This window comes from Bacillus sp. PPSBB_2 (genome assembly GCF_045291115.1).
GTDB lineage: Bacteria > Bacillota > Bacilli > Bacillales > Bacillaceae_G > Bacillus_A > Bacillus_A cereus.
The window spans coordinates 4,253,444-4,273,559 of the sequence record NZ_CP147983.1 but is presented as its reverse complement, the minus strand read 5'-3'; the positions used below and the strand labels follow the sequence as shown (position 1 = coordinate 4,273,559).

Genomic DNA, 20,116 nt, shown 5'->3' with positions numbered 1-20,116 from the left:
GAAAATCTGTAACAATTATTATGAGTTGTTAACAAAGAATTAACAAATATGTTAAGAAAAATCAAAATTTTAAAACAAATACACCTATAAAATGATATAATCATATCAAAATACATATAGGGGATGAGAGGTTATGGAGCTTATCCGTGATTTATTGATTCAAATTGCCATCATAATTTTGCCACTATTTTTATATGAAGCGATTCGTTTAAATCGCTATCAAGAAATGCCTCCGAAGCCAAATCGTTACTTTATTATGTTTTTATCTAGCGTTACGCTCGTTCTCTCCATGACATACTCTATTTGTTTTGGCAATGTGTGTGGGTATAACTTTCATCCCATTCCAATTGTCAGTGGTTTTTTATATGGTGGGATTGTTGGTTTAATCCCAGCGGTTATTTTTGTTGCATACGAATGGTTACTAAAGGGAATGAGCTTTCTTCCAGTTTTAGAAGTAATATTTTTATTGATAGTTCCGCTATTTTTATCAAAGAAATGGTCTCTTTTTTCAAGGGATAAGAAATTAATTTTAGCATTTATGATTTCATCATTTTATGTGCTTGTTTCTTTAGTATTAGGCATGATTAATGTTCTTTTGGAAACAGGATTTACACCGTATATTTCGCAAATATATAGCGGATTTATATTTGCCTCGCTTATCATGGTCATGACAATGGTATTCCAGGTGTATTTAACTGAATATTTAAATGAAAATGCATTGCTACGTACAGAGATGCAAAAATCAGAAAAGCTTAATATTGTAAGTGAGTTAGCAGCAAGTGTGGCACATGAAGTTCGAAATCCACTAACTGTTGTTCGTGGATTTATCCAATTGCTAGAAAGTACGGAAGATGTGAAGAATAAGGATTATATGCGTCTCGTATTAGCTGAATTGGATCGGGCGGAACAAATTATTTCAGATTACTTAAATTTAGCAAGGCCACAAATTGAGAAAAAAGAACACATTTGTTTATCAGCCCAATTAATAGAAATGACCACTCTTATGTCGTCATTTGCAGCGATGCAAGGTGTATATTTGCAAGTTGAAATTTCAGAAAGTCTTTATACGATTGGTGATAAGACAAAATTGAAGCAAGCCATTATGAATGTTGTTAAAAATGGTATTGAAGCAATTCAAGGAAATAAAGGATATTTAAAAGTAACAGCTATTCAAAAAGATGAAACAATCATAATAAGAGTTAAAGATAGTGGTGTTGGTATGACGAAAGAACAGTTAGCAAGGCTTGGGCAACCATATTATTCTTTAAAAGAAAAAGGGACAGGATTAGGACTTATGGTAACATTTAGTATTTTACAAGCGCATAATGGTACATTGGAATATAAGAGTGAAAGTGGAAAAGGCACTGAAGCAATTATTATATTACCAGCTGTACAAAATAAGGAATAAAAGTTACCGATGAAAGGTAACTTTTTATTTTATATTGTTTATTCATTTGTTTTTTCTTGTTTTGCTCGGCTAAATAAACTTTTAAATGATTGAAAGAAGCTTTGCTCTTTTGAGGCAGCAACCATTCTTTTTGTTTCTTGAATTTCTCGAATAACTTGCATAAGCTGTGCATCACGGTTACTGTCTTTATTATAAATTTGACTAACAAGTTTATTCATTTTTTCTTCCTGTTTGGATTCTCGTTTATACATATGATTCATTAATAAGTCCATCTTTTCTTTTTGCAGTGCATCTGTTTGAGCGGCGTGATCGACTAACTCTTGAAGCATTTTTTCTTGAGAGCCTTCTTTTACATAAACTTGTTGCATCAATTCGTCTAGTTTCTCATCCTTTAAACGATTTTGTGTAATTAAAGTAGAATTTTGATGAATAATTGCCTCATTTAATTGAGCTAGCATTTCAAGTTTTAACATGAACTCCTCAAAGTTACGCCCATCTTCTTTTTCTTTCGTTTGTATCTCTTGCTTATCTTGTATAACTGGTACAGGTGGGGCCTCTTTTTCTTTTAAAATAATCGGTATCGTTTCTGAAATATCTTCTTGTAATGTAGCAGCTCTTTCGTGTATAGATTTCAATAATTTTAAATCATCAAGTTTATAAATACGAGCATCAGCTGTTTTGGAAATCATATAACCATGTTCCTCTAACAGTTGACTATATTTGCGAACTATATGTTTTGGGATGCCTGTTTTATTCGTGACATCTTTCGTTTTATAGGTAGCTTCCATCATATTTCCTCCCCAAAAAGTATCGTATATATCATTTCAATCTTTTATGAGGACTTCCTTTGAAAAAGAATGTCGGAAGGCTATTAGTTTTCTACAGCATTAGTGAAAAAATGAAAATTTTTGGCGGAATGGCAAGGAATAACTAAAATAATGTCTGAAAACATATACAGGAGAAGTTTGTTATAATAACGGAGGAAAAGAAACTGGTAGAAACATGGAGGTATACATGAAGCAATTAAAAGGTATTATCATTTCAATTATCGCAATTCTGTCTATTTTAGTAGCAGTTTATGAAGTACTTGTGCCAGAGGAAACAAGTGTAAAGAAAACGAATACGTATGATCAAGTGTTAGAATTTCCGAAAGAACGTTATCCAGAGACAGGAAAACATATTACGGATGCTATAAAAGAAGGGCATTCAGAAGTTTGTACAATCGATCGTGGTGGTGCTGCAGATAGAAGGAAATTGTCGTTAGCACCATATCCATCAAAAAAAGGGTATGATCGTGATGAATGGCCAATGGCGATGTGCAAGGAAGGCGGAAAAGGAGCACATATTGAATATATAAGTCCGGCGGATAACCGTGGAGCAGGCTCTTGGGTAGGGAATAAGTTAGATAAATACCCAGATGGTACGCGAGTAAAATTTGAAGTGAAGTAGTAGTTGTATATTTCATAATGAAGGAGAAGGGGAACTATGGAGTTAACGATTTCTTATTCGCAATTAATGTTGATGAACTATGACGGTGAGCAGCCTTATGTAGATTGGACTGATGAAGATTTTGAAAGAGGTTATGCTAAGGCAGATGGAACTGTTATTTTTGAAGCACTTTCTGATTATACTTGTGAAGTGAAAGTGACCCCAGGGAAACATATTGAAAAAGAAGAAGTAGTTAGAACGATTACGGTTCCTTTTACAGTTGAAAATGAAAGTATCGTTATAACGAGTATTCTTTCTAATAAATTTCAAATACCTATTCCAAATGGTGAGTATACAGTTGTATTACAAGCAATTCCTCTTGAAGAGCCAACGGATGATGAATTATATAAAATACAATATGAATTCTTTTTTGAAAGTAAAGAATAAAAAATGGGTTATCCTGAGAAAAGGATAACCCATTTTTGTTATGCGTTTGTTTTTAAAAGGGAACGAGCATCTTTCGCTGCTTGCACCATATGTTCTAAAGCTGGAATAACTTCTTCTGTTCTTCTCGTTTTTAAACCACAATCAGGATTAATCCAGAAATATTTAGGATCACATACTTCTAAAGATTGTTCTACGATTTTATACATTTCATCTTTACTCGGTACACGTGGGCTATGAATATCATATACACCTAGGCCGATGCCTTTTTCATATGTTGTATGTTTTAATGTATCAATAAATTCTCCGTGACTTCTTGATGTTTCGATAGAAATTACATCTGCATCTAATGCGCGAATCGCGTCAACAATATCTTCGAAGTTACTGTAACACATATGAGTATGAATTTGTGTTTCATTTGCTACAGAAGAAGTTGCTAAAAGGAAGGATTGTACTGCCCATGTAATATAAGCATCCCAATCTTTTTCTTTTAGTGGCATTCCTTCACGAAGTGCGGGCTCATCGACTTGGATTACTCTAATTCCGGAAGATTCAAGTAGTTCAATTTCGTGACGAAGAGCTAGTGCAATTTGATACGAAACTTCTTTTCTTGGAATATCATTTCGAACGAAGGACCAATTTAAAATTGTAACAGGTCCGGTTAACATTCCTTTTACAACTTTCTCTGTTAAGCTTTGCGCATAAACTGTTTCCTTAATAGTCATGCCGTTAATAAAGGCTACATCACCATAAATAACAGGTGGTTTTACGCAGCGGGAACCGTATGATTGTACCCAACCGTTTTTAGTGAATGAGAAACCAGCAAGACGCTCACCAAAATATTCGACCATGTCAGTTCTTTCAAATTCACCATGTACAAGGACATCAAGCCCAATTTCTTCTTGGTAACGAATCCATTTTTCTGTCTCTTTTTCAATAAATTGTTCATATTGTTCATTTGAAATAACACCGTTACGCCATTCTTTTCGCGTTTGACGAACTTCAGTTGTTTGCGGGAAGCTACCAATAGTCGTTGTTGGTAATAGCGGTAACTCTAGAGCAACTTGTTGTAATTCGTATCGTTTTTCAAATGGAAGAGGACGTGAAAAATCTTCTTCTTTTAGTGCTGTTCGTGCTGCTTTGACATCTTCTCGGTTACGTGCAGCAGATGAACGAATTGTATGATGTACGTTTCGATATGTTTCCAGCTCATTACTAATGCTTTCTGTACCTTGAGTGAGAGCGGAATGAATAAGAACTAACTCTTCTAATTTTTGATTTGCAAATGCTAACGCATCAAACAGCTCAGTCGATAAGTGAGTTTCTTCTGTTTTATCGATTGGTGTATGCAATAAGCTACAAGAAGGCTGAACGATGATATCTTTCGTTTGGACTTGTTTTTGTAACGTTGTAAATAATTCAAGAACTTCATCAAGGTCAGCTCTCCAAATGTTACGGCCATCTATACAACCGACAGCTAAAGTTTTATCAGCTGGGAATCCATATTTTGAAATAGCATTTAGATTACCTTCTTTACCATGAATGAAATCTAATCCAATACCGGATACCGGGAATGTAATAATTTCTTCATAGTTTTCTTCTACGCTATCAAAATATGTTTGTAAAAGAAGAGTCGCATTTGGAACCTCTTTACGAATAGCTTCATAAATTTCTTTTGCTTGTTGAACTTCTTTTTTAGTTAAAGAAGCGAAAATCGGTTCATCAACTTGAATGGCTGGTGCACCAGCTGCATGTAGTTCTGAAAGCAGTTGTACGTAAGGTGCAACTAACTGTTTTAAAATGGTAGGAAATTGTTCTTGTGTATAGCCTTTAGCTAATTTTAAGAAAGTATATGGTCCTAAAATAACAGGCTTTCCATCTACTCCTAATTCTTGTTTTGCCTCTTCGTATAAGCGAAGTGGACGATTATCTTTTAAAGAGATTTGTAATCCCTCTTCATATTCAGGAACGATATAGTGATAGTTTGTGTTAAACCATTTTGTCATTTCGGAAGCTACGTGATCTTTAGAGCCACGCGCCATTGCGAAATATACATCAAGGTAAGATGTAAACTCAGAAAAACGTGATGGAATAAATCCTAGCATATAGGCAGTATCCAAAACGTGATCATAATATGTAAAGTCGCCAATTGGAATGAGTTCAATCCCTTTTTCTTGCTGTACTTTTACGTGTTGAAGGCGAATTTCTTTCATTGTTGTTAAAAATTGTTCTTCATCGATTTTATTGGACCAAAAAGCTTCCAATGTTTTTTTCCACTCTCGTTGTAGTCCGATACGTGGATAACCTAAGTTACTTGTTTGAATTGCCATTTTAAATTCCTCCCTAATTGAAAGTAAGCATTTCCGTTTACTAGGAAATACCTATAACAAAAAGTACAAAGACATAGAAAATAAGCCTTCCTTTTTGTTTTAACACCTCATCATCATCCGTGAATCTATCAGTGTTGTTAAAACAGGCAGGTCTCCTGACTTATGCTTCATATAATTTCTTTTACCTTCCCGTTTTCACAGTGGCACCAAAAAGAAATCTCAGCATTTACAGTGGCGGGACCGTGTTGGAGTTTCACCAAGCTTCCCTTTTAAACACGAAACAAAACTTTCGTGTACCTATTTTCCTTTTGAAAGGAATTTAACAAGCGATATGATATTGAAACAAATTTTAACATAATTTTTGGAATTTTGTCTACTGTTTTAAAATAAGAAAATTCTAAAGTTTTTATTTCTTAGTATTCTGACTTTAGTGTTCTGGAGTAACTAATAATATTACAGTATGAAAAGAGAAATTGAGCTATGAAAGAAGTAGGGATGTCTTCTTTCATAGCTCAATCTTCATCTATAGCAACTTCTGAAAGTCGGCCTGCTATAGCATCTTTAAGGAGGGTGTTTAGCCATTGTAATTCAACTGTAATATGCTCAATTACACTTTGCAAAATATATAGTTGTGCACGTGGAACCTTTCCTTTATTACAATCATATATCGTTTGCATAGTATGTAAATATTGAAGAGTATCGTTTTTCTTTTTTTCTAAAATAGGAACTAATTCGTGATCATTGCTAAAGTGAGCGAAAGATAAGGCTGAATAAATAGGTTTATATATTTGGTTTTTGGCTTCGAATTGTTTTAATAGTAAAGTGTGGAATAGTTTTTTGCCTTCTTCTGTTATATGAAAAATCGTTTTGTCAGGTCGATTTGTGTCTCTAATTACATTTGTAATATGAATTGCCCCTTGCTTTTCTAATTGCTCGAAGGCGTAATAAAGTGATCCTTTAGCATATTTAATGTAACAATCCATTTGTCGTTCTTTCATAATATGCTGCACTTCATATGGATGTTTATCTCCTTCGAGTAGCAAGCCGAGAATGACTAATTTCATGCTCATGCTGTCTCAACTCCTGTATATAAAAACTTTATCCAGTAAGATCCCCACCCAAAAATTCAGCGGAAGCAAAGAAGTTAGGTGGGGATTAACTGCCCGTAAAAGCCCGATTGGTGTGGGCTAATAATCAGTGGGGGATGAACATCCCCCCACTGATTAAAGTTTCACTTTATACATAATTATAAACGGCATATCCTTTTTCATAAAGGAATATGCCGCTTCTTTTTTATATTAACTAACTTGCTTTTGTTTTTCTTTCTTTTTAGGGCCTGTAAAGAGGCGTTCATTTCCCATAAGTAAAATACAAATAATACTTAGTACAGCCGGGATGAGTGCCCAGAAGAATGTATTCGCAATAGATGTAGCGAGAGCTTCTTTAATACCCGCTAATATTTCAGCAGGAATTTTTGCGGTAGCGCCTGGTGATAATAAGAAACTTGTGTCTCCGCCTTTTGGAGCTAATTTTGCTAGTTCAGGGGGGAATACAGAGTTTAGTTTATCTGTAAAAATATGATTTTGAATTGTACCGAAAATCGTTACACCAAGGGTCATACCGAGTGATCGGAAGAATGAGTTTGTTGATGTCGCCGAACCACGGTCCCGCATTTCCAACTTGTGAATAGAAGACATACTTAATACTGAGAATGAGAAGCCAACACCAAGCCCAGCGAGAATCATAAATAGTGTTACGAGTAAACGAGGTGTGTCCATTGTTAAAGTACTTAATAAATAAATACCAAGAACGAAGAAGACACCAGATACCATCATAATGTTACGATAGCTTGTTCGAGAAGCTAATTGTCCTCCTGTTTGACTTCCAATTACAGAACCAACCATCATTGGTGTTAAAATTAATCCAGCATTAGAGGCGGAACCTCCAAGAACGCCTTGAATGAAGATTGGAATATAAACTGTACAGATAATAAAAGCGGCACCATAGAAAAAGGCAACTCCTTGACTAGCTGCGAATAAAGGTTTTTTAAATAGATGGAACGAAATAATAGGCTCGGTTGCTTTTCGTTCTACAAAGAAGAAAATAATAAGCGTAATAACTACTGTTGTAAATAAGCCAATAATTACAGTAGAATTCCAGGCATATTCCTTACCACCAAGTTCTAATGCGAACATTAAGCAAACGATACTTATGACAAGTGTAATAGCACCAGCCCAATCAATTTTTTGTTTTCTAAATTCTAGAGACTCACTGTAGTATTTAGTAATGAAGAAAAAGGAGATAAGTCCTAATGGAATATTAATATAGAAGACCCAATGCCAACTTATATAGTCTGTAATATAAGCACCTAATAAAGGACCGAATACACTAGATGTCCCGAAAACAGCACCGAATAGTCCTGTCATCTTCCCGCGTTTTTCTGGTGGGAAGATATCGTACATAATTGTGAAGGCGATAGGCATAAGGGCACCACCACCGATCCCTTGAATAGCTCTATAAATACTTAATTGCTCAATACTTGAAGCTGTTCCGCAAAGAGCAGAACCGAATAAGAAAAGAATGAGGCCCCCAATATAAAAACGTTTCCGCCCGTACATATCAGAAAGTTTCCCGAAGATAGGCATCCCTGCCATTGTTGCTACCATATAAGCTGATGTGACCCAAACAAACTTATCAAATCCTCCTAGGTCTCCAACGATTGTTGCCATTGCGGTTGCAACGATTGTATTATCCATTGCGGCCATTAATATACCAAGCAGTAAACCAGCAACAACAAATTTTGTCTTGTTGGCTTCTTTTTTTAATGGTTGAGTTTCCAAATATAACCCTCCTTTAGAAATAAGTAAACTATATTAAGTTTTGAGTGCAGTGGATAAAAAATTTTAATGTATAGTTGATTTTAATTTCTTTTCCATAAGTGCACTGATATGCCATAAAGAATATTATAGTCAAATTTGACTATAAGGCAAACTTTTTCTTACGTCAAAATATTCTTTCGTATGAGTAGAGAACGAGTGAGCCATACTGAATATTGCTATGAAGGGAATGAAGTAAATTGTAAAAAAATTTCATAAAGAACACCTTCTGTTAATAGATGAAAAATGGTTTTTTCTTCATATTGTCGAATAGGATAAAAGGAAGAGAAATATTAAACATTGCTTGTAGCAAGCTTTAGTAATTTGGGGAATTCATTGTGTGTATGTTACATCTGAAATGAGGTGAATATATATTATGAAAATATGGGGACGAATTTCGGATACAGGAAAGTATTCAATACCGCTACAACCAGTATTGTGGATTGACGGATCGAAAAAGGAAAACGAATTTCCTCAAGTAGCCGTTACATTACAAATTGGTAGTATGTATACAGAACAGTTTTCGTATGAATTGACCTACGATGTAAACGACATACTTATTATGCGAATTGAAGTGGAAAATAAAGGGGGAGAAATGATTTCGAGAGTTGTTGTAAGTCATATGATTCGAGATTACTTTGCTTATATTCCTAATTCTTTAAAAGTTGATAAGGGGATAAGTGAGTTTTTATTCCAGCTTGTTAGATGGCGAATTGATGATTTGTTACCGAATGAGAAGGTGGAACTACGTTGTAAAATAAAAGCTAATAAAGATAAAGCTCTTAAACAAACATTCTTTCAGGCTACATATACATTTCAAGATAAAGAGATATCATATGGCCCACTGCAAACAAATGAAGTTGTTGTGCGTCAATGATAAAAAGGAACCTGTACAAAAGGTTCCTTTTTTAGTGAAGGTTGTGTTTTTTGAGTATTTTCTTTTGCTCCATTCCTTTTTTTCCTACATAGTTATTTTTGTAGCCAAAGTATAGAATAAATAAAAATGAAACAACATTAACAATAGCGTCGATTTGATCGTTTGTAATAAAGTGTATCCCGAAAGAGGTAAATAATAATTTTAATGATAATAGAAAACCAGCTAGTAAACGCATAGCATCTGATAGATTCTCTTTTTGTAGCATATAGATTACTCCTTTCTATAAAAGTTATATATTATATATATGAAATAGAGTAGAAAAGGTATACAAGCTTAAGCAGAAATGTACATTGCATATGTACATTTTTTATTTTGTAGAAAAACATTATTGATATAGAAACATATATTGGTATAAAAGGGGGAAAAGTATGAAACATAAAGGGAAAATTAGTGGATTATTGCTTGGCAATACTGTGGCAGTTACAGAATGGATTGCACTTCAGGATGTAATTGCAAAACTGGATTCACGATCATTTTATACCGTCTTTATTATTTATATATTGCAAATGATACTAAGTTATTATTTTGGACATTGGTACGATAAAAGAGCGAACGAGCGTATGGGTATGGAAGTAGGAGGAATGGCAAGCAATGATTTTGTTGTTGATTTTTTTGGGAAAGTAGCTGCTTTATCTGAAAGAGATTCTCGTAATATTACAGTGTACATTCTTTCTGTAAAAGAATGGGAAGGATTAAAAGACACGTTGCAAGAAAAAAAGTTGGGAGTGTTAGTACAAAAATTAGAGAGTACCATTGTAAAGACAATTCGGAAGGGTGATGTTGTTACAAAGTGGGATGAAAATAAGTACGTTATTGTAGCAATTGATAATGGTCATGAAACATCAACAATAACAAAACGATTAATGAAAAATATTGAAAGTGAAATAGAAGGTGATTTACTCAGTGTCACTCTTTTATTTGGAGCAGCTAGCTATCCAGTAGAAGGAAAAACGTTTGAAGAACTGTTGAGAAAGTCGCAAAATCAATTGTACCAGTATAGAAATTTGCAGGAAAATGAGTGAAGCTTTGATTTGAAGATATATGATAGGAAGATGTTTTATTTGTAACATTTTTTTGACTTTTATTACAAAAAAACGCCGCGTTTGTAATAAAAGTCTTTAAAAATATATGAAATAAGCATATAATTATGATGGTAGTGCCAATGCAATTTGCACAGTGTGTTTTATTTTAAAAGTGTAGAGGAAAGCAAGCTCTACACTTTTCCTTTTTAGGAAATGAAAAGAATATTTGTAAGTTGTTGCGAGATATCGATTGTACTGTGTAAAATGAACAAAGAGATTAATTGATAGAAAGCTGGAAAGGGAATGATAGACGTGAGAGCGGAGCGATCACCTTTTATCAGGTGAACTATTATAGTCTTATTAAGACTGAGGTGAAATTCCGTGGATATTAAAGTAATACATAGTGTGAACAGGCCTTAAAAAACACGAAGTAGTATACTTAAAGATGGATATGGAATTGCTAAATAATTCAAAAAGAATAATGTAATATCAAGTAATAATTTGTACAAACAATATTAATGATCTTCGTAAAAAAGATGCGAGTGTATAGAACAATTACATATTTTATAACTTTTTTATATTACACGATGGTCGTTTATAAGTAGGAGGAAGAGATGTTGAAATATAGTAAATTAGCAATTGTAACTACATTATCAATGATTTTATTAGCCGGTTGTTTCGGCCCGAAACCAGAAGAAGAATTATATGTAGCGTTTGAAAACGCTGCTAAACAAGAAAAAACAATGTTTGAAGATGCAAAAAAACTTGAGACTTTAGAGAAAGAAGGACAAGAATTATATAACCAGATTGTTCAAGAAGGAAAAGATAATAATCAAACTGTTAAAGAAAAACTGAATCAAGCAGTGAAAAATACAACTGAACGAGAAAAAGTGCTTACAAAAGAAAAAGAAGTTTTAAATAAAGCGCAAGAAGAAGTGAAGTCAGCTGATAAGTATGTGAAGAAAATTGAAGATAAGAAATTGAAAGATCAAGCTGATAAAGTGAAAAGCACGTATGAGAAACGCCACGATTCATTTAATAAAATGTATGACAGCTATAACAAATCTTTAAAACAAGAAAAAGAGTTATATACAATGTTACAAGATAAAGGTACTAAATTAAAAGATATTAGTGAAAAAGTAAAAGTAGTAAATCAATCTTATAAGGATATTGAGTCAGAAAAAGATAAATTTAATGAATTTACAAAGTCTTATAATACAGAAAAAGTAGCTTTTTATAAACAAGCAAATATTAAAATTAAAGAAGAGAAAAAATAAAACAGTTTGGCCTACACTTGGCCAAACTGTTTTATTTTTTTGTATAAGTACGACTATACCATGGAACAGGCTCACTTAATTTTTTTTCTTGTTTTAATGCTTCAGGACCAATATAATCTTGAAGTGTTTTTTTTGCTACTGTTAAAGATAAGGTTGTTTTCGGATTTCGATAGGAGGATTCAAGATGACCAAGATGCGGTAGAATTCGAAAATCTTCTTTCGTAGGAGGGATGTGGAAAAAATAATCGCCTAAACGTATAAGGACATCAGATTGTTGTTGGCTAAAACGTGGGTTTCTAGAAAAATGCAATCCTTCTTTAATTGCTTTTTTTTCAGCAATCAAACGTTCTAAAGCTGTCTTTTTTAACCAGTATAAATATTTAGGATTAGTAGCTGCTTTAGCATGACGATTCACAACGAAAATAGATTGAGCTAGTCGATTAATAGAATGTTGGTTTTGTAATTGAGATTGTGGTTGTGAAGGTTTCATATTGAATCTCCTTTCAATTTTTCATTATTATACCATAAATAAAATAGGTATTTATTATACGCAAAAAGTGATTGTATATATTTTCAATATTAAAGCAATATTGTTACAAAAAACAACTATTTTGTATAATAGTAATAGAATATGTTTTTGAAATTTGATAATGAAAGAGTGAGAAGTTTGAAAGAAATATTAAAACAACAGTATGCCATTATAGATATTGGATCTAATACAATGCGTTTAGTTATTTATGAAAAGCAAAATGGAGGTTTTTATAAAGAGATTGAAAATACGAAAGTTGTTGCTAGGTTAAGGAATTACTTAATTGATGGTGTATTGAATGAAGAGGGAATAGAAGTATTATTACAGACATTATTTCAATTTCAAGAAAGTACAAGATTCCATCAGTTGCATCATGTACTTTGTGTTGCAACAGCAACAATTAGACAGTCGGAGAATCAAGAGGAAATTAAAAAGCTTGTTGAAGGACAAACGGACTTTACTCTTAGAGTATTATCAGAGTATGAGGAAGCGCGTTACGGATACTTGGCGGTTATGAATTCTACATCGTTTTCAGAAGGAATAACGGTAGATATTGGTGGGGGAAGTACGGAAGTTACATACTTTAGAAATAGAGAGATTTTAGAGTACCATAGTTTTCCTTTTGGGGCACTTTCTTTAAAGCAACAATTTATTAAAGGTGATATTCCTACTAAAGATGAGTTAGAGGGAATGCAACAGTATTTAGAGTTTCAATTTCGAACGTTACCATGGTTAATCAATAAGAAATTGCCTCTTATTGCAATTGGTGGTAGTGCTAGGAACTTAGTAAAAATCCATCAAAATTTAATATGTTATCCTATAGCAGGATTACATTTATACAAGATGAAAGAAGATGATATTGAAAGTGTAAAAGAGGAATTGGAAAAATTGTCGTTCATAGAACTTCAGAAATTGGAAGGATTAGCAAAAGATCGAGCAGATACGATTATTCCAGCGGTTGAAGTATTTCATACACTTGTTAATGTTATAGAGGCACCGGCATTTGTATTAAGTAGAAAAGGGTTAAGAGAAGGTGTTTTCTATGAAGAGTTGACAAAAGATTTGGGGATTTCATATTATCCGAACGTAGTTGAAGAAAGTTTGCATTTACTATCACATGAATACGAAATGGACATGGAATTTGTTATTCAACTTATTAAACATGGAAGATTAATTTGCAAACAACTTGAGGAAATAGGGCTTATTTCTATGACAGTAAAAGACTGGGAAGTGTTCCATCAAGCTGCGAAAGTATTTAATATAGGCAAATATATAGACGAAGAAGCGAGCCGTTTACATACGTTTTATTTATTAGCGAATAAGACAATTGATGGCATGATGCATAAAGATCGAGTAAGGCTAGCGCTTATTGCATCGTATAAATCAAAAATGTTATTTAAACAACATTTATCTCCATTTGAAGGTTGGTTTGATAAAAGCGAACAAAAAAAAATCCGCCTGTTAGGAGCTGTTTTACAATTTTCAGCTACTTTAAATGTAAGGCAACGATCGCTTATTGATACCATATCTATAACAGAAAGCGAAGAGGGATTAACGTTTAAAGTTTTATGTGAACAATCGGCATTAGCAGAAAAAGTACAAGCTGAAAAACAAAAAAAACAGTTAGAAAGAGTATTAAAAACGAATATTAATTTATTATTTGAACTAAAACATTAGGTTGTACGGATGTCTTTACGAAAAATTTACACTTTGTAATATTGTAATTTGATAAAATGAAATTAACTAAATTATAGTAAAAAAGTTTCAAGGGGAAGTGTGAAGAGAATGGAATTATTGAAGGGGAATGCAGTAAATTTAAATGATACAGCTTATTACAATAATCGAGAGTTAAGTTGGTTAGCATTTAATGAACGTGTCTTACAAGAAGCGCAAGATGCAAATAATCCACTTTTGGAAAGATTGAAATTTATTAGTATTTTTAGTTCGAATTTAGATGAATTTTTTATGGTACGTGTAGCGGGATTAAAGGATCAAGTGAGTGCTGGATTTAATTAACCAGAAAATAAAGCTGGCTTAACACCGAAAAAACAATTAAATAAAATTGCGATAAAAGCCCATGCACTAATGACAGTACAATATGATACATTTAAAAATTATGTATTACCAGCGCTTGAGTTAGAGGGAATTGAACGTTTAACATTCAATGATTTGACGAAAGAGCAGCGAGAATTTATAGAAGAGTATTTTGACGAGCAAATTTTTCCGGTGTTAACTCCTGTAGCTATTGATGCATATCGCCCATTTCCAATGTTATTAAACAAAAGTTTGAATTTGGCTACTCTTTTATATGATGAGAAGCAAGCGGAAGAAGAAAACAGGACGAAGTTAGGGATTGTACAAGTTCCTTCATTACTTGAGCGCTTCATAATTTTACCGAGCGAAGGGCAAAAGCATAAATTTATTTTATTAGAAGACGTAATTAGTAGCTTTACTCATAAATTATTTACGGGATATACAGTATCATCTGTTACTCGTTTCCGTATTACACGCAATGCAGATTTAACGATTCATGAAGAAGGTGCGAGAGATTTATTAAAGGTAATTGAAAAAGAATTAAAAAAGCGTAAGTGGGGGGCTGCTGTACGTTTAGAAGTTGGGAAAGAACACATTGATGAAAGAGTATTAGCGTTATTATATGAGGTTCTGGAAGTAAAAGATGAAGATGTATATATAATGGATGGCCCATTAGATTTGACATGTTTGTTTTCTTTATATAAAAAACTAGCTCCTTTATATGAACATCTTGTATATCCAGCTCTTATTCCGCAACCGCCTCAAGATTTAGGTGATGAAGAAGATGTATTTGAAAAAGCAATTGAGCATGATATTTTATTACATCATCCTTTTGAATCATTTCAGCCGGTAGTTGATTTTGTCCGTGATGCGGCAGACGATCCGAATGTACTTGCGATTAAACAAACGTTATATCGTGTAAGTGGTGATTCACCGATTATTCAGGCGTTAAAGATAGCGGCTGAAAAGGGAAAACAAGTGACGGTATTAGTTGAATTAAAGGCAAGGTTTGATGAAGAAAACAATGTTCACTGGGCTAAAGAATTGGAACAGGCAGGCTGTCATGTTATTTACGGTGTCAGTCACTTGAAAACACATAGTAAAATTACGCTAGTTGTAAGGAGAAAAAACGGAAAAATCGAAAGGTTCGTACATCTGGGAACTGGGAACTATAATGATGCAACAGCGAAGTTATATACTGATTTTGGATATATTACATCAAGAAAAGATTTTGGGGTCGATGCAACCAATTTCTTTAATTATTTAAGTGGTTATACAACAAAGCCACATTTTCATCATTTATCGGTTGCTCCATTTGATATAAGAGAGCAATTTATGGATTTAATAGATGAAGAAATCCGTTATCATAGGCAATATGGAAATGGATATATTATCGCTAAGATGAATTCATTAACAGATAAACCGTTAATAAAAAAAATGTACGAAGCATCACAAGCTGGAGTAAAGGTAGAGCTCATTGTTCGAGGAACATGTTGCCTACGACCTGGTATTCCAAATGTAAGTGAAAATATTCGTGTAGTTAGTGTTGTTGGAAGATATTTAGAACATAGCCGTATTTATTATTTCCATCATAATGGGGAGGAGAAAATATATTTATCTTCAGCTGATTTGATGACGCGAAATATGGAGAAGCGAGTGGAAATATCTTTCCCGATATTAGATATTGAAATGAAGGCACGAATTAAGGCGATTTTACAGCTTACATTAGCTGATAATGTGAAAACACGTGAACAAAATAAAGATGGTGATTACTATTATGTTATTAATGGTAGTACAGAAGAAATTGATAGCCAAGTGAAGTTGTTTAAGATGGCGTATCAAAATACAGACGCTGAATAATGAAAAAAAGTAAAAACCTCTTATGTCCATAAGAGGTTTTTACTTTTTTCTACTCATATGCTCCAAAAATGGAAGGATGAGTAGAAACAATAGTTTTATTATAAGCGTGTAATGAGATGGCTCGTTGAGAGAATAATATTTGAAAGAATCGTTACTTTAACCTAGTAATAGTATGGTTGCTGACATGGTCCACCGTAACAAGGATAAGGTGCTGGCGGCGGGAAAGGTGGTGGATAAGGTGGATAAAATGGTCGAGGGCCGAAAGCTAATGCTCCGCCGAGCAATCCACCAGCAATTCCAGCTAGAAAGGGAACGCCAAAAAACGGGAAGAAGCGTGAGTCGCCTACTGGACCAATAGGTGCTGAACGGACTGGAATTGGTTGATAATATGGATACATGAACATACCTCCTTTATTGGACTCACTTTTATCATATGGTAAACGAAACATGGATGAGCGCGTACAAGAAAGGATATGTAAGAAAATAGGCGAATTATTACGAATGTTGGAGTGTGAAAATTGTGATTTCAGGTTTTGACATGAAACGAAATGGGACACGTGTTCTTCCAAGACCTCGATTGACATAGAGAGTTAAATCCTGCATCGTATAGAAGCCTTCAATATAGTCTTTGGCGAGTGATGGTGTAATAATAGCACCTAAAAAAGGAATTTGTACTTGTCCGCCATGGCTATGACCAGAAAGTTGCAAGTTGATTGGATATTTGGAAATTTGCGGCGCGATATCTGGCTCGTGAACAAGAACGATGTTATAAGTATTTTGCCGTGCATGTTGTAATGTTTTCTCTATTTTTGGTTTGCCTAGTAGTATATCATCGAGACCGAAAATAGAAATTTCACTATTATCCATTAGACGAATTCTTTTTTCACTATTTAGCAATAGTTCAAATCCTGATTCACGCATGATGTGCTCATAGTATTCAGTTCCATATCCACCGTGATCATGGTTACCATAAATAGCGAATTTACCGAAGGGGGCTTGTATATTTTTTAAAATGGATGCGACAAAAGGAGTGTCAGTATACGTTTGATAATTATCAATGAGATCTCCGGTAAAAAGGACAATATCTGGATTTACAGCATTAATTTTAGAAACAACTTGAGATAAATGTTGAAGCGAGAAATAGTATCCGAGATGTAAATCGCTGAATTGAAGAATTTTCATACCATGAAAACTTTTTGGGATGAGTTGTGATTTTAATGTGTGCTGTGTAAAAGAAATGAAATGGGGTTCTATATATTTAGCATAGTAGTATCCGATGCCACTGGTTATAAATGAATAGAGACAAGTACGCATACCAATTTTCAAAAAATTTCTTCTTGTAATGTGCGTCATAAAAATATGAGTATACCTCAATGTTTTTATTCCATTTACAGGCTACTCAAATCTCCTTTCAGTTTATTTAAAAATATATTTTACATAATAAAAAATTAGTATAGATTACGAAAAAAATGAATAAAAAGAAAGTTCTTTACATTAAAATATCAGAAAAGTTTAAAAATATAAAGATTTCTATTAAATAAAGTGATAAAATGAATGTGTATTCATTTTTTGGAGGGGATGTATGTGAAAGAAAAGGTAGTTATTATAACAGGTGGATCGAGTGGAATGGGAAAAGGAATGGCGACTCGCTTTGCAAAAGAAGGGGCACGAGTTGTTATTACAGGACGTACAAAAGAAAAACTAGAGGAAACAAAGTTGGAAATTGAACAATTTCCAGGGCAAGTATTACCTGTACAAATGGATGTAAGAAATACGGATGACATTCAGAAAATGATTGAACAGATTGATGAGAAGTTTGGTCGAATTGATGTTTTAATAAATAATGCAGCTGGAAACTTTATTTGTCCAGCAGAAGATTTATCCGTGAATGGCTGGAATTCGGTCATTAATATTGTATTAAACGGTACATTTTACTGTAGCCATGCTGTCGGAAAATATTGGATTGAAAAAGGTATAAAAGGGAATATCATTAATATGGTAGCAACATATGCATGGGATGCAGGTCCAGGAGTTATTCATTCGGCTGCAGCGAAGGCAGGAGTATTAGCGATGACGAAGACGCTCGCTGTTGAGTGGGGACGTAAATATGGAATACGAGTTAACGCTATCGCTCCAGGACCAATTGAACGTACGGGCGGTGCTGATAAATTATGGATTTCAGAAGAAATGGCTAAGCGTACGATACAAAGTGTTCCGCTTGGAAGGCTGGGTACGCCAGAAGAAATCGCTGGTCTAGCTTATTATTTATGCTCAGATGAAGCTGCGTACATAAATGGAACTTGCATGACAATGGATGGAGGACAACATTTACATCAATATCCATTTTAAAAGGGATAAAAAAATGAATGTTTGATTCATTTTTTTACGGTTAAATGTGACGGAATTGTGACATATGAAAGAAAAGTGTTTACAAGAGGTCATATATACGTTATATTTAAGACCTCTTTTTTCTTCATAGTAGAATTGCTAATTCCCCTTAGCATTTTACCCCTCTAATCCCTTCAGGAAAACTGAAGGGATTTTTTATTATTTTTCCGTAAATATCATGTTATAATTTTTGAAAAGTAAAGGGAGGGAAGCACGTTGATAGATGCATTAGATGTAATGAGTAACTTGGATAAAGTCCTTCCTTATTATCAAGCTATTTTTAGTGCTGATGAGCATACTGTAATTGGATATGAAGTAGTAGGACGTATTCAAACAGAAGAGGGCATACAAAGTTTAGCTTCTTTCTTTCACGATGATTCGATTCCAAGTGAATTTCAACTGGAAGCGGATAATATTATAGTAGAAAAAGCTTTAAATCGTTATTTAGAAAGCGATCAAAAATTATTATTATTTATACATCGGAATGCTAATGTATTAATGAATGATGATGATGAAAGCTTGCTTCAACTTTTATTGAGGTATGAAGAACAAGGTTTAAATTTAAAACAAATTGTTTTAGAGATTACAGAGCATGAATGTAAAGAAGATATAGAGCAATTTAATCATTTGCTTATGTATTATCGTACATATGGTATTCAAATTTCGATTAATAAAGTCGGAACGGGTACAAGTAATTTAGAGCGTATTAGCGTGTTAGCACCTGATATTTTAAAAGTAGATTTAACGAACTTAAGGCAAACAGCACTTTTACAATCTTATCAAGATATTTTATATTCTTTATCATTACTTGCTAGAAGAATTGGTGCAACTTTATTATATGAAGAAATAGATGCTTTTTATCAACTGCAATATGCTTGGAAGAACGGCGGAAGATATTATCAAGGTAATTATTTAAAAGAATGTTTACCTGATTTTATTGAAACGAATGTTTTGAAAGAGCGACTAGGTAATGAATGTCATCAGTTTATTCAGCATGAAAAGAAGAAGTTACAAAAAATTTATAATTTAACAGAGATGTTACGCGATCGCATTGGCGATGTTTTATCAAAACAAAAAAAGAATGAAGATATAAATGATTGGTTATTACAATTTAGTCAAAGTGTATCACAGTGTAGTTTTCGTATATTTATTTGTAATGAAGATGGTTTCCAACAATCAGGAAATGTTATGAAAAAAGATGGAGAATGGATTGTGATGCCGGATTATTATATGAAGAACTGGAGCTGGCGCCCGTATTTTCTCGAGAATATAATGAAAATGCGTTTTGAGAATAAGGCGAGGCTTTCAGATTTATATGCAGATATTGAAACGGGAGAAATGGTACGAACATTTTCTTTCCCGATTGATGATGACAACTTTTTATTTATAGATTTATCTTATGAATATTTATATGAAGAAGATGTTTTATTTTAATGCACGAAGAGATTCGTGCATTTTTTGTTTGTTTTTATCATAAATTGGTAATAGTGAAAATGGTGATGAAAATGCTGTCTATCGTTGTAAAGATTTTACGAACGAAATCTGTCCTTTCTTTGCATAATCATTGTTACAATGAATACTAC

17 protein-coding genes, 1 pseudogene and 1 riboswitch are annotated in these 20,116 nt (G+C 33.5%); of the genes and pseudogenes, 10 read left to right on the top strand and 8 right to left on the bottom strand.

All coding sequences use genetic code 11. From position 1 onward, the window contains the following. Positions 1–133 precede the first annotated feature (133 nt). Complete coding sequence (gene kinB / locus V6946_RS21360; RefSeq protein WP_000420369.1) at positions 134–1,408, top strand: sporulation sensor histidine kinase KinB; 1,275 nt, start codon at positions 134–136, stop codon at positions 1,406–1,408. Between the two features lie 38 nt (positions 1,409–1,446). Here the strand turns inward: kinB and V6946_RS21355 are convergent, their stop codons facing one another. Beyond that, the gene (locus V6946_RS21355) at positions 1,447–2,196 is read right to left on the bottom strand and encodes a DUF3967 domain-containing protein (RefSeq protein ID WP_000388471.1); all 750 of its coding nucleotides are present in this window, start codon (positions 2,194–2,196) and stop codon (positions 1,447–1,449) included. Positions 2,197–2,422: 226 nt separating this feature from the next. Here V6946_RS21355 and nucA point away from each other — a divergent pair, with 226 nt between their 5' ends. Both nucA and comJ read left to right on the top strand, forming a co-directional pair. Next, positions 2,423–2,857, top strand: a complete 435-nt coding sequence (gene nucA / locus V6946_RS21350; RefSeq protein WP_000811494.1) for a DNA-entry nuclease — start codon at positions 2,423–2,425, stop codon at positions 2,855–2,857. Between the two features lie 36 nt (positions 2,858–2,893). After that, the gene (gene comJ / locus V6946_RS21345) at positions 2,894–3,283 is read left to right on the top strand and encodes a competence protein ComJ (protein ID WP_000424030.1); all 390 of its coding nucleotides are present in this window, start codon (positions 2,894–2,896) and stop codon (positions 3,281–3,283) included. A gap of 38 nt (positions 3,284–3,321) precedes the next feature. Here comJ and metE read toward each other — a convergent pair whose 3' ends face one another. The 3 genes from metE to V6946_RS21330 all read right to left on the bottom strand — a co-directional run bounded on the left by metE (position 3,322) and on the right by V6946_RS21330 (position 8,450). Further along, positions 3,322–5,610 carry a 5-methyltetrahydropteroyltriglutamate--homocysteine S-methyltransferase gene (metE, locus tag V6946_RS21340; protein WP_001007608.1) on the bottom strand — a complete coding sequence of 763 codons (2,289 nt, stop codon included), beginning with the start codon at positions 5,608–5,610 and terminating at the stop codon, positions 3,322–3,324. A gap of 127 nt (positions 5,611–5,737) precedes the next feature. Continuing rightward, positions 5,738–5,926: riboswitch (cobalamin riboswitch) on the bottom strand. 196 nt (positions 5,927–6,122) lie between these two features. Further along, positions 6,123–6,680 (bottom strand): PadR family transcriptional regulator, encoded by a 558-nt coding sequence (locus V6946_RS21335; protein WP_000062062.1) that lies wholly within the window; start codon positions 6,678–6,680, stop codon positions 6,123–6,125. A gap of 228 nt (positions 6,681–6,908) precedes the next feature. Further along, a complete protein-coding gene (locus V6946_RS21330) occupies positions 6,909–8,450 on the bottom strand; it encodes an MDR family MFS transporter (protein ID WP_000449912.1) in 1,542 nt (513 codons plus the stop codon). A gap of 412 nt (positions 8,451–8,862) precedes the next feature. Between V6946_RS21330 and V6946_RS21325 the strand changes: the two genes are divergently transcribed. Then, positions 8,863–9,363 carry a hypothetical protein gene (locus V6946_RS21325; RefSeq protein ID WP_006928182.1) on the top strand — a complete coding sequence of 167 codons (501 nt, stop codon included), beginning with the start codon at positions 8,863–8,865 and terminating at the stop codon, positions 9,361–9,363. Positions 9,364–9,394: 31 nt separating this feature from the next. On the opposite strand, the gene V6946_RS21320 is transcribed toward V6946_RS21325, so the two are convergent. Further along, positions 9,395–9,628 carry an SPP1 phage holin family protein gene (locus V6946_RS21320; RefSeq protein WP_000939448.1) on the bottom strand — a complete coding sequence of 78 codons (234 nt, stop codon included), beginning with the start codon at positions 9,626–9,628 and terminating at the stop codon, positions 9,395–9,397. A 163-nt stretch (positions 9,629–9,791) separates the two neighbouring features. On the opposite strand from V6946_RS21320, the gene V6946_RS21315 reads away from it, so the two are divergent. Beyond that, on the top strand, positions 9,792–10,445 hold the full coding sequence (locus V6946_RS21315; RefSeq protein ID WP_000680811.1) for a diguanylate cyclase domain-containing protein: 654 nt from the start codon (positions 9,792–9,794) through the stop codon (positions 10,443–10,445). A 614-nt stretch (positions 10,446–11,059) separates the two neighbouring features. Further along, entirely contained in the window at positions 11,060–11,722 is a 663-nt protein-coding gene (locus V6946_RS21310) for a YkyA family protein (RefSeq protein WP_000922498.1), read from the top strand. 31 nt (positions 11,723–11,753) lie between these two features. On the opposite strand, the gene V6946_RS21305 is transcribed toward V6946_RS21310, so the two are convergent. After that, positions 11,754–12,212 carry a YkyB family protein gene (locus tag V6946_RS21305; protein ID WP_000804864.1) on the bottom strand — a complete coding sequence of 153 codons (459 nt, stop codon included), beginning with the start codon at positions 12,210–12,212 and terminating at the stop codon, positions 11,754–11,756. 141 nt (positions 12,213–12,353) lie between these two features. Between V6946_RS21305 and V6946_RS21300 the strand changes: the two genes are divergently transcribed. Beyond that, positions 12,354–13,928 (top strand): Ppx/GppA family phosphatase, encoded by a 1,575-nt coding sequence (locus tag V6946_RS21300; RefSeq protein ID WP_406622111.1) that lies wholly within the window; start codon positions 12,354–12,356, stop codon positions 13,926–13,928. A gap of 108 nt (positions 13,929–14,036) precedes the next feature. Next, positions 14,037–16,145: pseudogene (locus V6946_RS21295) on the top strand (polyphosphate kinase). Positions 16,146–16,306: 161 nt separating this feature from the next. Here the strand turns inward: V6946_RS21295 and V6946_RS21290 are convergent. Together V6946_RS21290 and V6946_RS21285 are read right to left on the bottom strand one after the other, a co-directional pair. Further along, the gene (locus tag V6946_RS21290) at positions 16,307–16,543 is read right to left on the bottom strand and encodes a hypothetical protein (protein ID WP_000283738.1); all 237 of its coding nucleotides are present in this window, start codon (positions 16,541–16,543) and stop codon (positions 16,307–16,309) included. 97 nt (positions 16,544–16,640) lie between these two features. Next, positions 16,641–17,498, bottom strand: a complete 858-nt coding sequence (locus V6946_RS21285; protein ID WP_002024756.1) for a metallophosphoesterase — start codon at positions 17,496–17,498, stop codon at positions 16,641–16,643. 231 nt (positions 17,499–17,729) lie between these two features. On the opposite strand from V6946_RS21285, the gene fadH reads away from it, so the two are divergent. Beyond that, on the top strand, positions 17,730–18,494 hold the full coding sequence (fadH, locus tag V6946_RS21280) for a 2,4-dienoyl-CoA reductase (RefSeq protein ID WP_000660913.1): 765 nt from the start codon (positions 17,730–17,732) through the stop codon (positions 18,492–18,494). A 255-nt stretch (positions 18,495–18,749) separates the two neighbouring features. After that, positions 18,750–19,967, top strand: coding sequence for an EAL-associated domain-containing protein (locus tag V6946_RS21275; RefSeq protein WP_000564306.1), 1,218 nt, complete (start codon positions 18,750–18,752; stop codon positions 19,965–19,967). Positions 19,968–20,116 lie beyond the last annotated feature (149 nt).